Below are 15043 nucleotides of genomic sequence, written 5' to 3' on the forward strand. Positions count from 1 at the left end.
CTGCGGTTTAACAACTTCGGGGAGTTTGCAACTTACCCAATCGCCTGTTTCAAATCCTGAATCAAATCCTCGACATCCTCAATACCGACGCTCAGTCGGATAAGCGTATCTTTCAGGCCGTTTTTTTCCCGCTCCTCTTTCGGAATGCTGGCATGGGTCATCGACGCCGGATGCGTACACAGCGATTCAACGCCGCCCAGCGATTCGCCGAGCGAAAACACCGTAAAGCTCTCCATTACCTTGACCGCCTCGGGCAGCGAATCGCCGTGCAGGGTGAAAGACACCATGCCGCCGAAACCCCGCATCTGCTCTTTAGCCAGCGCATGACCCGGATGGTTTTCCAGCCCCGGATAATAGACCTGACTTACCTTCGGATGGCTTTGCAGAAACCGGGCGACCTGCATCGCATTTTCGCAGTGACGCTGCATCCGGACGTGTAAGGTCTTAATGCCCCGCAACACCAGAAAACAGTCCTGAGGACCGGGCACCGCCCCGCAGGCATTCTGGATAAATTTCAGCCGCTGCGCAATGGCTTCGTCATTGGTCACAATTGCTCCCATCACTGTATCCGAGTGACCACCTAGGTATTTTGTCACAGAGTGCATCACGATGGTAGCCCCCAGGTCAAGCGGATTTTGCAGGTAAGGCGAGGCAAAGGTATTATCGACCACCAGTTGAATGCCTTTTTCCTGCGTTATGGCCGCAATGGCCCTGATGTCGACAATACGCAGCAGTGGGTTGGTCGGCGTTTCGATCCAGACCATTTTTGTTGCGTCGGTCAGAGCCGCTTTCAGATTGTCCGGATTATCGAGCGATACAAATTTGAAGGTCAAGCCAAATTCCTGAAAGACCCGCACCATAATCCGGTAGGTGCCCCCGTAGAGATCACTGCTGGCAATAATTTCGTCGCCGGGTTTGAAGAGTTTCAGGATGGCGTCGGTGGCGCCGAGCCCCGAGGCGAAGCAAATGCCGTACTGCCCGTTTTCGAGCGCGGCCAGGTTATTTTGCAGTACATCGCGCGTCGGGTTCTGCGTCCGGGCATATTCGTAGCCTTTGTGCTTGCCCGGTGATTCCTGCACGTAGGTCGATGTCTGGTAAATCGGCGTCATGATGGCGCCGGTAGTTGGGTCGGGTTCGATCCCGGCATGTATGGCTTTGGTACCGAATTTCATAGGTTTTCTGGTTATGCCGCTAAAATCAGACGGTCAGGGTTGTTGATAAAAAAAGAGACAAGGCGTGCCTTGTCTCCACAATATACGATTTACAATCATTTTGCCTTTACAATTGTTCGGCCTGCTGGCGAACCTGTTCGCCAATGGGCGTATACTGCACCTCGCAGGGGTAACCAAACAGGCAGTTTTCCTTAATCTGACGGACCACGCTGTCGGGCACCATCGCCTCCCAGCCGTCTTCTCCTTTCTGAATCTGCTCCAGCACAAGGTCGGTCGAAATATGGAGGTTTTCTTCGTTGTAGTCGCGGATGGCCTCGATCTTGTCGTTCTGTGTCAGGTACGAGAAAAGCGGTTTGATGTGCGGCGGCAGGTCGAAATCCATGCAGGCGTAAATGCTGCCATCGGCGCGTAATGTCGGGTAGATAAACAGCTTTACCTTCCGGCTGAACAAGGTCGCAAACGATTCCAGAATACCGCCCGGCAGAAATTCATAATGACTTTCTTCGAAAATATATTCCAGGTTCGGAATACCCATGATCAGTCCGATTTTCAGGCGGGTCAAGCGCGCCAGATACGCTACGAGGCGGAAATATTCGTGGTAGTTGGAGATCATTACCGTTTGGCCCAGCGAACACAGAATATCGACGCGGTCGAGGAAGTCCTTTTCATCGATGCCCTGCTCGTTGGCTTTTAGGTTGTGTAGCGTCAGCTCTGAGACCATCACTACCTTATCAGGGTTCACATCGTCCTCGGCCTTAAACTGTTTCAGGCCGTTTTCGATCATGTCCATGTGCACGTTCGTCACCGGACGCAACCGGCCGCGCATCACCAGGATGTGTTTTTTATAGAGTGCTTCCGACGGCTGCAACACCCGCCCATCCGGCCCGAACAAAGCAGCATCGGTAAAGCCGTTTTTCACGAGGTGCAGGCTCATCAACCGGTTATCGACATCGGCGAAATCGGGGCCATCAAACCGGATCATGTCAATTTCGATCCGCTCCGGAGTCAGGTCGTCCATCAGCGACAGCAGCAGCGTTTCCGGCGATTTATGGTAGTAAAAGCAGCCGTAAATCAGGTTGGTGCCAATGATGCCAAGCGCCTGTTGCTGTAACACGTTCTCGTTATCGAGCATCCGGACATGGACGATAACATCGTTATAAGCAGCCTGTGGGGTCAGCTGGAACCGTAAGCCAATCCAGCCGTGGGCCTCGTTGGTTTTCTGGTAGTTCAGGGCAACAACAGTATTGGCGAAAGCAAAGAAGAGCGAGTCGGTACCGCGTTTTTCGGCCAGGCGGACGTTCAGCAGGTTATACTCGCGGTTGAGCATTTTCAGCAGGCGCGATTCGCACACATACCGGCCGCTGATTTCAGGGCCGTAAATGGCGTCGCTGAAGGTCATGTCATAAGCCGAAATGGTTTTGGCGATTGTGCCGGACGCGCCTCCTGCCTTAAAAAATACGGCGGCGGTTTCCTGCCCCGCGCCGATTTCGGCAAAAGACCCGTAAATTTTTCTATCGAGGTTGATACGCAGCGCTTTCTGTTTCGTACCGATATTTTTTTCGTACATACCTTCCCGTTGTTGTTGATGCTAAATTTATGAAAAAGAACAAATTACTGTTCGCGGGTGCTTTACATTACCCTAAAAGCCATAAAAAAACCATAGAAAATACAGCCTCTTTTCTGTACGGCTTTCGGGGCAGCTGTTTACCTTACGTACAAAACTAAAAATCTCCCTTCAGAAACCCGCTAACCGACGATGACCGATTTGTTATTTGTGTACGGCACCCTCATGCAACAGGCTGCTAATCCGTTTTCGGAACACCTCCGGCAACACAGCCGGTATATCGGGCGCGGGTCTTTTCCGGGGCAGCTCTATCTGGTATCCTGGTATCCGGGAGCCGTTTCCGACCCCGCCGCCCCGACCAACGTCTGCGGCGAGGTGTTTCAGCTACTACAACCCGACCTGACTTTACCCCTCCTCGACGAATACGAAGACACCGCCGGCGACACCGGTGAGTTTATCCGCAAGCCCGTAACGGTTTCTATTCTTGGACAACAAAAACGCTGCTGGGTTTATCTCTATAACTTTTCTGTAGAGAAATTGGTGCACATCCCCACCGGCGACTTCCGGCCGTATCTGAAGTGAGAACTATAGGAGGCTGCGGGGCACGAAAAAACACATAAAAATAGTTGCATACTTTTTGTTACATCCGGTAGTTGAGCGATATTAACCCACACGTCAGTATTAATTACAGTATATATCCATTAATCAACTCCTGATTTGTAGCCATGAAAGCCTTTGAAAGCCACCAATCCACACAACGGGTCTTTTTTATGCGTGGCCTGTTGCAACTCTGCCCGCGCGAGTGGGATGTATTGATGCTCATTGCCGAAGACGACAGCAATGAAGCAATCGCCGATAAACTCCACCTACAGCCTAAAAGTGCCGAAAATTACCGGACCCGCATTGGTAAAAAGTTGCAGTTAACCGGTGTTGGTAAACTTACCCAATTTGCCACACAATATCGCACAGAATTACGCTTTTGGTACGAAGAAGCCACAGGCAAGTTACCCCCCAGATAATAGTTAACCTTATTAAACGTTTTAATTTCCTATGCCAAAATCCCTCATTAGTTGAGGGGTTTTGGCTAGAAATAGTGCAGTATATATACCACATTTATGCACTATATACTACGTTATTGGCTAAGGTTACAATAAGCATTTTTTCTGTGATTATGTAAACAAAACCCCTCACGAATTGAGGGGCATTTTAGCTTGACAGATGTATAGTCTCTATTTAGCTTTGCTACTGTCATGACACAGAAACGGCAGATGAACTGTGCAGCATTTGCCAAAGGCGTAAACCCGAAAAGCCTGAGAAAGAGTAGGGAGGATATCCAAAATTTTTCCATGAATATATATATATATATCTAAGTACATTACTAACATTAGTAATTTTATTTTTTTCTAAATGCAATCAATCCAATAATTCAGGAATAATTCCTGAAAAATCAATATCAATTTCAGATACTAAAAAATGGTTTAATAATAAATTCAATAATGGTAGTTTCAGAGAAGCGGTAACTACAAGTTCTTCAGGGAAACAACTAATATGGGAAGATGCATCATATTTTGACTTTCAATTCGGAAAAGCAGTTGTAGTACCAATTGATTATCAAAAGAGATTTATTCCATCTTATTCTATTGAAAAAAATGAGGCAACTGACCCAAAGTTTACTTTAACGAATAGTGACTTAGATAATTTAATCATTCATAAGGATAAAAATGGTAATTATGTTGAAAGAATATTTAGGATTATTCCCGATGAAAAGTACTTAGAGCGATCAAAAGGCAGAAAGATAAATATATCTTTTGAAGGCTTGATGATAATAACAGACTGGAATGGTAACTTAATAACAGGATATAAATATAAAGATGGTAAATCAATTGCTCAGATTGCTAAAACTAAAGGCGGACGTATAGCTTCTATAAATGGATGCGATACCATTAACTGGTGGACGTGTGTAAGTGTAAATGAAGGGCCTGAATCGTGTAGAATAACCGAAACAGAAACTTACTGCTGGGGAAGCAACGGAGGTGGCGGTGCACCTAATGAGGATTATGATAATCCTGAATATGCAGGTGGTGGAAGTAGTGGAGGTGGCAATAATAGTAGTGTTGACATTAATAACCAAGATTTAAAACCTTGCATGCAAAGTCTAATGTCTGATATTGAAAGATTGGCAAATGGCTCTATCGGGTCCATAATACAAAGATTTTCTAATAATAACGCCTCTAAATATAACTGGAAACTAAAAGATGGGCAGTTAACACCAAATACTAATGCCTTTACAAGTCAAATTTTTGACCCTTCGACAAAGACCGTAACAACTACTTTTGACTCTCAAAAATTTTCTCAAGCAACAGATTTATCAATAGCTCGAACAATTATTCATGAGTCTATTCATGCCTTTCTGGTAAATCACTTTAGAGTAGATCCTTTAACTGCGCAAGGACAATTCCCTCAGTTGATGAAAGATTATGCAAATGAAATTTATGGTAGGGATGTAAATGCTGTGCATCATGCAGAATTCGCTAGAAATTATGTTTCTGCAATAGCGAGTGCATTAGCAGAATTTGATATTTTAAGAGGTTATACTCATCCATTTCAATTTTATGAAGACTTAGCTTGGGGTGGTCTGGAAGGTACAGAAGCTTTTAATAACTTAGATGAAACAGTAAAAATTCGTATTAGCAACAGAGTACGAATTGAATTAACAGGTAAAGATTTAAACGGTAATTATCAAAATCAAATAGGTAGATTAAGTGATTGTCACTGATTGATCCTACCCAATAACAATATATTTTATTCATGTTCTGAATTTAGTATTAAGAAAAAAAAGTACTAAATTCAGAACATGAATAAAATAATCTTTAATTAAATTTTTATCATTTTTTTTCAAAAATTTTACAAAATATGAAAAATTTCTTCATTAATAATGTTGGAATATTTATTGTGTTGATATTTTTACATACCAACAAAATTCCTTTCCAATTTTCAAAAAACAATAATTGTATAGCAACCAAAAATATAATCAAAAACAATAAGAATAATACTATTATATCAGGAATTATATTAGATTGTAAAACACAAAAACCATTAAAGGTAGCGATCATAAAAATAAATAAAACAACATTCTATAGTGATACCCTGGGCCGTTTTCGTCACCAGGTAAAGCCCGGCAATTATACCATTAAAGCAGGATGGCCTACCTATCTTTGGCAGCAGATAAATACAACGGTAAAAAATAAGGATTCACTATTTGTGACTTTTTATCTTGAGGATGACCCGGCACCGTTGAAGTAATTGTCGGTAAATTTAGCCGTGGTTTAGTAAGGGCTGTCTTAGAGACATGAATCAGGCCGTAAACGCATATCGGTGATCATTCCCCTGTTTATTTTTCCTGCATTTCATTTTCATTGCAAAACCGAGCAACTATGGTAGGAATATGCAGCGTCAATGGCTCAGCTATTCAAGTATGAAGGTGAGTATAACAGGTTTTATATCTGGCAATACTTTGATCATGCAACTGAGCGCCTGGAGGGCGTCATTTTTCCGCCAATGATTATCAAAGGGCTTATCATCAACGGGATAGGAAAACGGTTTCCGGATGACGAGTAGCTTCGCTCTTGAGTATGCGGCGAATAAACCGTATATTCACCGCATAATATGCGGTGAATAGCATGTACATCTATCAACGATACGGGTGGCCGGATTTTCAGTGGGAGCAAGACGTTATTTTAACGCCGCTGGCTGCCCTGCGCCATAAGCAGGGGAAGTTAACCGGCCGCATGACCAGTCTCGGCTTTTCGCTCCGTTCGGAGGCCATGCTGGAAGCCATGACTCTGGAACTCATTAAATCCAATGAAATTGAAGGCGAACGGCTGGATCAAAGTCAGGTCCGGTCATCAATAGCCCGCCGGTTAGGGATTGACACCTTCGGTCTTGTAGCGGTTGACAGAGAGGTTGAAGGACTGGTCGATATGCTGCTGGATGCTACACAGCAATTCGAGAAGCCATTGACAAAAGATCGGTTAGGCGATTGGCATGCAGCCTTGTTTCCGACAGGTCGCAGCGGCATGCATAAAATTACCGTTGGCGACTGGCGCACCGGTGATTCAGGCCCTATGCAGGTCGTATCCGGCCCGATAGGTTATGAACGCATCCATTTTCAGGCTCCGGGGGCTGATGTACTGGATACTGAGATGGCCGATTTTCTAAACTGGTTTAATACGCATCAGCCGCTCGATCCGGTACTAAAGGCAGCGATTGCCCACCTGTGGTTTGTTACGATTCACCCGTTTGATGATGGAAACGGCCGGATCGCACGTACCATTGCTGATATGCAATTAGCCAGAGCAGACAACAGCCCACAGCGTTTTTACAGCATGTCGGCACAGATCAGAAAAGAGCGCAAGGCTTATTATCAGATACTTGAAAAAACGCAGCGCGGTACACTGGATATCACAGACTGGCTGGTCTGGTTTTTTAGTTGCCTGGATCGTGCCCTGGAAGATACTGAATCCCTGTTATCGGCGGTACTCACTAAAGCCAGGTACTGGGAATGGTTATCTTCAAAATTGATCACTGAACGTCAGCGCAGCATGATCAACAAGCTGTTAGATGGCTTTGACGGCAAGCTAACAACGTCAAAGTGGGCAAAAATCACCAAAGTGTCGCAGGATACAGCCCTGCGGGATATTCAGGATTTAGTCGGCCAGGGCATTCTGGTCAAAGATAGTTCTGGTGGCCGCAGTACCACTTATTCATTACCCCCCATCTAATGCATACGGGCAGGCCAACCGACCTGCCCGTATCATATTTGACCGGCTAACCGCTATTTCGGCAGCTCGATAAACATATTACTGCCACCGGCTTTGCGCTCAATCGTAGAAGCAATCGGTGTCGGGGCGTTTACCTCGGCCACAATGGCGCGGCGGGCAAGCCGTGAGCCCGTAATCTGGAACAGGGCTTCGTTCAGCAGCGCTTCGCTCACATCGCCGAACGGACGCGGATTCAGCGGTTCGCTGACCGTAACCGCAGGCGTGAAACCAGTGTTGTAGTCCGACTGACCCAGCGAGTTGAATGACTTCGACACAATGGGCTGCATCCCCCACTTAATCTGCTTCTTCGAATCAGAAATCGTCACCGATCCTACATTCTTGCCATATGACTTTGTGCCGATGGTCGTCACGGTCATATACGGTTTCAGACCGTTGATAACCAGCTCACTGGCAGACGCCGAGCGGCCGGTGGTCAGCACAAATACGCGTTGCAGGTTGCTGCCGATATTACCTGCCTTCGTCTGGAAATAATCGTAGAAGAAATTTTTGCCATACTGCTTTTCCAGATCCGGCGTAATCGTTTTGTTCCACTCCTTACGGGCAAACACACTGCTGGTTGTCACGTTTTTGGCAATGGAACTAGCCAGGTTGGTCGCCGACGATACATAGCCGCCGGGGTTATACCGGAAGTCCAGAATCAGTTCGTTTACGCCCTGCTGTTTGAACTTGATAAAAATATTATCCAGCTTCTGGTCGTAAGTGGCCACCGCACTGCCGTTTGGCCCAGGCACAAACTGATTGTAGACCAGATAGCCGATTTTCTTAGCACCGACCGTGTAGACCGAATCCATGTATACCGGATCTTCCTGGAACACCACGGCCGTCACGGTCTTCACATCCGACGTTTCGACAAGTGCACCGTTTTCTACTTTCAGGAAACCATACTGCTTCGTGTCTGTAGCCGAGGACAGCAAACTGCTGTAGTTGCTGCGGGTCATTTTCTGACCATCAACCTTAAAAAACATATCCCCCCGCTTGATACCTGCTTTTGCCGCCGGCGAATTAGGCAATACATAGAGCACAGAACCGACAATATCATCTGTCGTATTCGGGCGGATGTAGAGCTGAAACTCCATCCCGTCGGTTTTGCTTTCGCCGCTGAGGGCTGCTGTCAGTTCATCGGCGCTTTGCTGTATCCACGAGAAACGATCACCGTCTGGGCGGGCTGTTGCATCGTACTTGTAGAGGAGGCCGGAAAAATAATCGGAGGGGTTCAGATTCTTGTCAACGGTTGTCGGGATTTTGTCATTCCAGTAGTAGTAGTACTGCATGTTGGTCAGAATCCAGTTGTTGACCGTCTGGTTTTCCGTGTTGACCGCCACCGATGTGGTACTGGTGGTGACAGACGGTTGCACATTTTCGGTTTTCTGGCACCCTGTAAGCCAGACAGAAGCACCTACCGACAGCCCCAGGGCCATCGAACGCCAGTTAGTTGAATGAAGCATAGTTCAGTGATAAGATTAGCAGTGACGTTTTCTATTACCTACTGCTATAATAGATTAACGTTTTTTAAAACAAAATAATTAACCCAAAATAAAATAATTTTATTGCATAAAATATGGCTTTATCTCATATTATCAGTTGATTGTCTGGTCAGGCTATTCTTTACAAAAGAACAGGTGTGTTATATAAGGAAAAAGGGGATTTCAGCGTTTTAATGCATAAAGACGAATTTATCAGGAGACCGATCTATGCGATTTGTGCTGTTTTCTGTAGGGCTTTGGCTGATAACCCAAGTGACGTTGCTGGCGCAGACAGGTAACCGTCAATCCCCGATACACCAACACGCGTTTGTCTGCAACTACACGGGGCAGGCAGGCACTCAGTCGCTGTGTAACTACATGATGTATACAGCCTCAAACGGCCACGCCGAAAAAGTGGTCGACCGGATTCTAAAACCCATCGGTCTGGTACGGAACTTCAAAATCATCGAATGCCCCAATACCCGCAACTGCTTCGCTACTGTCGTCAGCGGGCAGCGGTTTATCATTTACGACGGGGCGTTTATGCAGCGCATCGAAGACATGACCGAAACCGACTGGTCGGCAATCAGCATCATGGCCCACGAAATCGGTCACCACCTGCAGGGACATACCATCGACGGCAAAGGCGGTCAGCCCATGAAAGAAATTGAAGCCGACCGGTTTTCGGGCTTTGTGCTACATCAGTTAGGGGCCTCGCTCGACGAAGCGCTGATTGCCATCAAAACGCTTGGTGCCGAAGAAGCCACGACAACCCATCCGGCCAAACAGGCACGGATTGATGCGATCCGGAAAGGCTGGACCGAAGCCGAAGAAATTTATCCGCAACAGGACAGCAACCGCATTGCCCGGAACACGGCGCAACGCCCGGCCAATCCGCTGGCGATGACCAATCCGGATGCACCGGCTAAAGAAACCACAACTCCGGCAAAGGCGGTCGGAAAAACAAAAATCGGCTGCCTCAGCGGTGATTGCCAGGATGGGTATGGTATTTTTGTGAATCCAACGCTCGAAAAATACCAGGGTGACTTTGCCAACGGCAGTAAACATGGCGAAGGCGTACAGTTTTATCCCGACGGCAAAATGAAATACAAGGGTACGTTTTCGGATGACGTCCGCTCGGGTAATGGCCTGTATTTCTACCGCAACGGCGATAAATACGTGGGTCAGTTTCAGGATAACCTGCCCCACGGTAAAGGCACGTATTACTTCTCGGATGGCGACCGGTTTGTCGGTACCTTCATCAAAGGAAAGCGCGAAGGCTTTGGTATTCTCTACAATACCGACGGAACCCAGGAATCAGGAAACTACGAAAATGACGAGCTGGTAGAGGAGAATTAATTCTTTCTCTATCTTCGCTTTCATGAAAAACTTCCTCCTTTTTTCCTGTCTCTTACTCCTTGCATTCTCCTTCCGGTCTCCCGCCGATCAGCAAACATGGGTCCGGGTCAATCTGTTAGGCTATCGCCCCGACGGTGTTAAAGTAGCGGTCTGGGGCAGTAAAGCTCCGGATGCATCGCTCCGGACATTTTCGGTGGTTGATGCCGAAACGGGTGCCGTTGTCTGGACCGGCAAAGCCGGTAAGGCATTCGGAGCTTACGGGCCGTTTACCCAAACTTACCGCTTAGATTTCTCTAAACTTACCAAATCCGGTAGCTACCGCATCAAAACCGAAACAACCGAATCGCCGGTTTTCCGCGTCGATGCCCGCGTATACGACGGTGCCGCCGATTTCTGTCTGCGGTACATGCGGCAGCAGCGCAGTGGTTTCAACCCTTACCTCAACGATTCCTGCCATACCCACGATGGGTACACCATGTATGGCCCTATGCCCGACAGCACCCACATCGACGCGTCGGGCGGCTGGCATGATGCGTCGGACTACCTGCAATACGTAACCACCTCGGCCAATGCCACCTATCACCTCCTGGCCGCGTACCGCGACTTTCCGGAAGCGTTCGGCGATCAGCATCAGGCCAACGGACTGGCCGGCCGGAACCAGACCCCCGATGTGCTCGACGAAGCCCGCTGGGGCCTCGACTGGCTCCTGAAAATGCATCCGAAAGACGACTGGCTGTTTAACCAGCTCGGCGACGACCGCGACCATGCCGGCATGCGGATTCCGAAAGAAGATAATTTTTATGGCAAAGGCTTCGAGCGGCCGGTCTACTTCTGCACCGGTCAGCCACAAGGTTTGTTTAAGTACAAAAACCGGGCAACCGGGGTCGCCTCAACCGCCGGCAAGGTGAGCAGTGCTTTTTCATTGGGCTATCAGCTATTGCAGGCGCGGGATGCGGGCTATGCGCAAAAACTACAGCACCGTGCCAATACGGCCTATGCGCTGGGCCTGAAAAAGCCGGGCGCCTGCCAGACCGCTCCGGGACGGGCACCGTATTTTTACGAAGAAGACAACTGGACCGACGATATGGAGCTGGCTGCCGTAGCCCTGCATACCATCAACCCGAATCCGGCCTACCTGACACAGGCGCTCGGCTATGCCCGTCAGGAACCGGTTACGCCGTGGATTATCGCCGATACGGCCCGCCATTACCAATGGTATCCGTTTGTGAACGTGGGGCATTATGAACTGGCAAAAAACCTGACCGGCAAATCGCGCAAAGAGGTCATTGCCTTTCTGCGGCAGGGTATTGACATTGTCTGGAAACGGGCGCAGCAAAACGGCTTTTACCGTGGCGTGCCGTTTACGTGGTGCAGCAATAACCTGACGACATCCTTTGCTACCCAGTGCTACTGGTACCGGCAGCTATCGGGCGATGCCCGGTATGAGGAGCTCGAACAAGCCTGTTTCGACTGGCTATTCGGCTGCAATCCGTGGGGCAGCAGTTTCGTGTATGGCCTGCCTGGCAATGCTGACACGCCTACCGATCCGCACTCGGCCTTTACACACCTGAAAAAATACCCGATTGACGGCGGGCTGGTCGACGGTCCGGTATATGGCAGCATCTACCGGAACCTGATCGGTATTACGCTGTACGAACCCGACGAATACGCGGAGTTTCAAAGCAAGTTGGTCATTTACCACGACGACTACGGTGATTATTCAACCAACGAACCGACCATGGATGGCACGGCCTCACTGATTTACCTGCTGGCCGCTAAACAACATAGAAAATGAGTCGCAAGCGGGTAGCCGGCTTTCTTCTGTGGCTGCTGAGCCTCGGTATGGCTGTAGCCCAGCCAACCGGCCACTGGTTTAAGGGGGCCATTATACGGGGGGATACCAGCAAACGGCAGCTGGCACTGGTCTTTACCGGCGACGAATACGCCGACGGCGGGCTACTGATCCGGGAAACCCTGAAGCAACAGCGTGTTCCGGCTTCGTTTTTTCTGACCGGACGCTTTTACCGCAATCCGGCTTTCCGGCAGATCATTGCGGGTTTACGCAAAGACGGGCACTACCTCGGGGCGCACTCAGACCAGCACCTGCTCTATTGTGACTGGGGCAAACGGGATAGTTTACTGGTCAGCCAAAGCCGGTTCCAGACCGATTTACGGGCAAACTATGCTGCCATGAAGTCGTTCGGTATCCGGAAAAAACAGGCCCGCTATTTTCTGCCACCCTACGAATGGTATAACGACAGCATTGCCGTCTGGACCAAACGCGAATGCTTACAGCTCATCAATTACACCGGCGGCACCATCAGCCATGCAGATTATACAACCCCCGATGCCAAAAACTACCGCAGTACCCGCACTATTCTGGAATCGGTGTATGCGTATGAACAAAAAAAGCAGTCGGGACTGAACGGCTTTATCCTGCTGGTACACATCGGCACTCACCCCGACCGGACCGATAAACTTTACCAGTCGCTGGGCGAATTGCTGACATTTCTCAAGCAACAAAACTATCAGCTTGTCAGAGTCGATGAGCTTTTAAACGGAATCAGCACCCCGTGAAATTTCCGTACTTTTGCCTTAACGTTTGAAGGCCTTCCCGGGCAACCACTATGATCACAGAAACTTCCTCGCATTACGACCATCTGGAGCAGATGTCGGTTCATGACCTGCTGACCAATATCAATAACGAAGATAAAACAGTTCCCTACGCTGTTGAAAAAGCCATTCCGCAACTCGAAGCCCTCGTAACAGAGGTAGTCAAGCGTATGAAGGAAGGCGGCCGGCTCTTTTACATCGGTGCCGGTACCAGCGGTCGGCTGGGTGTGGTCGATGCGTCGGAGTGCCCGCCAACCTATGGCGTCCCGCACGACATGGTTATTGGCCTGATTGCCGGCGGGGATACAGCCATCCGGAAAGCCGTTGAATTTGCCGAAGACGATCCGGAGCAAGCCTGGAAAGACATGCAGGCATATCAGATCGAACCGCTCGATACTGTTGTCGGTATCGCTGCGTCGGGCCGGACGCCGTACGTAATCGGCGGGCTGGAGCAGGCCCGTGCCGCCGGTTGCCTGACCGGCTGTATTGTCTGTAACCCCGACTCGGCCGTAGCCAAAGCCGCTGAATTTCCGGTTGAAATTGTGGTAGGCCCTGAGTTTGTGACGGGCAGCACGCGTATGAAATCGGGCACTGCCCAGAAACTGGCACTCAATATGCTGTCGACCTCGGTCATGATTCAGCTTGGCCGTGTGAAAGGCAATAAAATGGTTGATATGCAGCTGAGCAACATCAAACTCCAGCACCGTGCTGCCCGCATGGTCATGAGCGAGCTCGGCGTAACCGAAGCCGTAGCGAAAGAATTGCTGGAAAAGTACGGCAACGTTCGCGGTGCCATTGAGAATTATCAGGGGTAAGTAGTACCACTACGCATCTCATGAAAGCGATTTATTTACAGGACATCAATAAGCCCCTCTCCTTTACAGAAATCGATACGCCTGTTCCGGGTCCGGGCGAAGCGGTGGTGGCCATCAGAGCCGCAGCGCTCAACCACCGCGACGTGTTTATTCAGCAAGGGCTTTATCCATCGATCAAGCTACCGGTCATCCCCGGATCAGACGGAGCAGGCATCGTAACGGCCGTCGGCGAAGGGGTTGCCGACAGCTGGTCCGGGCAGGAGGTGCTCCTGAACTGCGGGCATAACTGGGGCGATAATCCGGCTTTTTACAGCAACCGGTTTACGATTCTGGGTATGCCTGATAACGGGACTTTCGCCGAATATGTCCGGATCGGCGCCGAATACCTGCACCCCAAACCAAGCCATCTGTCGTTTGCCGAAGCCGCAGCGCTCCCGCTGGCAGGGTTAACGGCATGGCGGGCACTCATGACTCAGGCGGGTTTGGCGCAATCGCCCAACCCGGCCAACGAAAAAGTATTAATCACCGGCATTGGTGGTGGGGTCGCGCTGTTTGCCCTCCAGTTTGCCGTAGCGGCCGGTGCCGAAGTCTGGGTTACGTCAGGGTCAGCCGAAAAGCTGACGAAAGCCATAGCCCTCGGTGCTACCGGCGGGGTAAACTATAAAGATGAGGACTGGCATAAATCGCTGCTCAGCCAGACTGGCGGCGGCCGGCAAGGGTATTTTTCGGTTATCATCGACGGAGCAGGCGGCCCTTCCTTTTCCCGCCTGATTGATTGTGCGGCTCCCGGCGGCCGCATCGCCGTTTATGGCGGTACAACCGGGAAGATTACCGACCTTCTTCCGGCGAAAATTTTCTTTAAACAGCTACACATTACCGGCTCTACCATGGGTACACCCGATGAGTTTTCTGCCATGCTGGCCTTCGCGGAAAAGTACCAGATAAAGCCGGTCATTGACCAGACATTTGTTTTGGCTGATGCGGAAAAAGCCTACCAGCGTATGACTGAAGGGAAACAGTTCGGGAAACTTATCCTACAGATCTGATCCTTGTTTTTTTCGATTAACCGGTCTGTTTTCCTGGTTTAACTACATGTTATTCACAATTATAGAAGTTATCCACACCTGAATTGTGGATAACTTTTCTGTTTTGTGGCTATTGATATACGACCTGCTCATTCAGAAAGCAAGTCGTATCTTTGCAGGAAACAACATAC

General features: G+C 49.1%; 13 protein-coding genes. 10 read left to right on the forward strand and 3 right to left on the reverse strand.

What is annotated here, in order from left to right; translation table 11 throughout:
* Positions 1–32: 32 nt before the first annotated feature.
* On the reverse strand, positions 33–1172 hold the full coding sequence (locus BLX24_RS24990) for a cystathionine gamma-synthase (RefSeq protein ID WP_071505953.1): 1140 nt from the start codon (positions 1170–1172) through the stop codon (positions 33–35).
* A gap of 106 nt (positions 1173–1278) precedes the next feature.
* Entirely contained in the window at positions 1279–2739 is a 1461-nt protein-coding gene (locus tag BLX24_RS24995; protein WP_071505954.1) for a nicotinate-nucleotide adenylyltransferase, read from the reverse strand.
* Between the two features lie 189 nt (positions 2740–2928).
* Here BLX24_RS24995 and BLX24_RS25000 point away from each other — a divergent pair, with 189 nt between their 5' ends.
* The 5 genes from BLX24_RS25000 to BLX24_RS25020 all read left to right on the forward strand — a co-directional run bounded on the left by BLX24_RS25000 (position 2929) and on the right by BLX24_RS25020 (position 7517).
* On the forward strand, positions 2929–3318 hold the full coding sequence (locus BLX24_RS25000) for a gamma-glutamylcyclotransferase family protein (RefSeq protein WP_071505955.1): 390 nt from the start codon (positions 2929–2931) through the stop codon (positions 3316–3318).
* Between the two features lie 143 nt (positions 3319–3461).
* Entirely contained in the window at positions 3462–3755 is a 294-nt protein-coding gene (locus tag BLX24_RS25005) for a response regulator transcription factor (protein WP_071505956.1), read from the forward strand.
* An 800-nt stretch (positions 3756–4555) separates the two neighbouring features.
* Entirely contained in the window at positions 4556–5512 is a 957-nt protein-coding gene (locus BLX24_RS25010; protein WP_143092800.1) for a hypothetical protein, read from the forward strand.
* A 137-nt stretch (positions 5513–5649) separates the two neighbouring features.
* A complete protein-coding gene (locus BLX24_RS25015; protein ID WP_071505958.1) occupies positions 5650–6039 on the forward strand; it encodes a peptidase associated/transthyretin-like domain-containing protein in 390 nt (129 codons plus the stop codon).
* Between the two features lie 377 nt (positions 6040–6416).
* Positions 6417–7517, forward strand: a complete 1101-nt coding sequence (locus BLX24_RS25020) for a Fic family protein (RefSeq protein WP_071505959.1) — start codon at positions 6417–6419, stop codon at positions 7515–7517.
* A 53-nt stretch (positions 7518–7570) separates the two neighbouring features.
* Here BLX24_RS25020 and BLX24_RS25025 read toward each other — a convergent pair whose 3' ends face one another.
* Positions 7571–9022, reverse strand: coding sequence for a S41 family peptidase (locus BLX24_RS25025; RefSeq protein WP_071505960.1), 1452 nt, complete (start codon positions 9020–9022; stop codon positions 7571–7573).
* A gap of 246 nt (positions 9023–9268) precedes the next feature.
* Here BLX24_RS25025 and BLX24_RS25030 point away from each other — a divergent pair, with 246 nt between their 5' ends.
* Genes BLX24_RS25030 through BLX24_RS25050 form a run of 5 tightly spaced genes read left to right on the forward strand, consistent with a single transcriptional unit; the run spans position 9269 to position 14873 of the window.
* Positions 9269–10399 (forward strand): MORN repeat-containing protein, encoded by a 1131-nt coding sequence (locus BLX24_RS25030; RefSeq protein WP_071505961.1) that lies wholly within the window; start codon positions 9269–9271, stop codon positions 10397–10399.
* 22 nt (positions 10400–10421) lie between these two features.
* Positions 10422–12194 carry a glycoside hydrolase family 9 protein gene (locus BLX24_RS25035; protein WP_071505962.1) on the forward strand — a complete coding sequence of 591 codons (1773 nt, stop codon included), beginning with the start codon at positions 10422–10424 and terminating at the stop codon, positions 12192–12194.
* Positions 12191–12976, forward strand: coding sequence for a polysaccharide deacetylase family protein (locus tag BLX24_RS33680; protein WP_071505963.1), 786 nt, complete (start codon positions 12191–12193; stop codon positions 12974–12976). The genes BLX24_RS25035 and BLX24_RS33680 overlap by 4 nt, the downstream gene beginning before the upstream one ends.
* A 50-nt stretch (positions 12977–13026) precedes the next feature.
* The gene (murQ, locus tag BLX24_RS25045) at positions 13027–13827 is read left to right on the forward strand and encodes an N-acetylmuramic acid 6-phosphate etherase (protein WP_071505964.1); all 801 of its coding nucleotides are present in this window, start codon (positions 13027–13029) and stop codon (positions 13825–13827) included.
* 20 nt (positions 13828–13847) lie between these two features.
* The gene (locus BLX24_RS25050; RefSeq protein ID WP_071505965.1) at positions 13848–14873 is read left to right on the forward strand and encodes a quinone oxidoreductase family protein; all 1026 of its coding nucleotides are present in this window, start codon (positions 13848–13850) and stop codon (positions 14871–14873) included.
* Positions 14874–15043: the final 170 nt, after the last annotated feature.

Source organism: Arsenicibacter rosenii (assembly GCF_001870735.1).
In the GTDB taxonomy this organism is placed as follows: domain Bacteria; phylum Bacteroidota; class Bacteroidia; order Cytophagales; family Spirosomataceae; genus Arsenicibacter; species Arsenicibacter rosenii.

Coding starts and splice junctions, on each gene's coding strand:
- BLX24_RS24990 (WP_071505953.1), bottom strand. CDS start 1,172: ATGAAATTCGGTACCAAAGCCATACATGCCGGGATCGAACCCGACCCA.
- BLX24_RS24995 (WP_071505954.1), bottom strand. CDS start 2,739: ATGTACGAAAAAAATATCGGTACGAAACAGAAAGCGCTGCGTATCAAC.
- BLX24_RS25000 (WP_071505955.1), top strand. CDS start 2,929: ATGACCGATTTGTTATTTGTGTACGGCACCCTCATGCAACAGGCTGCT.
- BLX24_RS25005 (WP_071505956.1), top strand. CDS start 3,462: ATGAAAGCCTTTGAAAGCCACCAATCCACACAACGGGTCTTTTTTATG.
- BLX24_RS25010 (WP_143092800.1), top strand. CDS start 4,556: ATGATAATAACAGACTGGAATGGTAACTTAATAACAGGATATAAATAT.
- BLX24_RS25015 (WP_071505958.1), top strand. CDS start 5,650: ATGAAAAATTTCTTCATTAATAATGTTGGAATATTTATTGTGTTGATA.
- BLX24_RS25020 (WP_071505959.1), top strand. CDS start 6,417: ATGTACATCTATCAACGATACGGGTGGCCGGATTTTCAGTGGGAGCAA.
- BLX24_RS25025 (WP_071505960.1), bottom strand. CDS start 9,022: ATGCTTCATTCAACTAACTGGCGTTCGATGGCCCTGGGGCTGTCGGTA.
- BLX24_RS25030 (WP_071505961.1), top strand. CDS start 9,269: ATGCGATTTGTGCTGTTTTCTGTAGGGCTTTGGCTGATAACCCAAGTG.
- BLX24_RS25035 (WP_071505962.1), top strand. CDS start 10,422: ATGAAAAACTTCCTCCTTTTTTCCTGTCTCTTACTCCTTGCATTCTCC.
- BLX24_RS33680 (WP_071505963.1), top strand. CDS start 12,191: ATGAGTCGCAAGCGGGTAGCCGGCTTTCTTCTGTGGCTGCTGAGCCTC.
- murQ (WP_071505964.1), top strand. CDS start 13,027: ATGATCACAGAAACTTCCTCGCATTACGACCATCTGGAGCAGATGTCG.
- BLX24_RS25050 (WP_071505965.1), top strand. CDS start 13,848: ATGAAAGCGATTTATTTACAGGACATCAATAAGCCCCTCTCCTTTACA.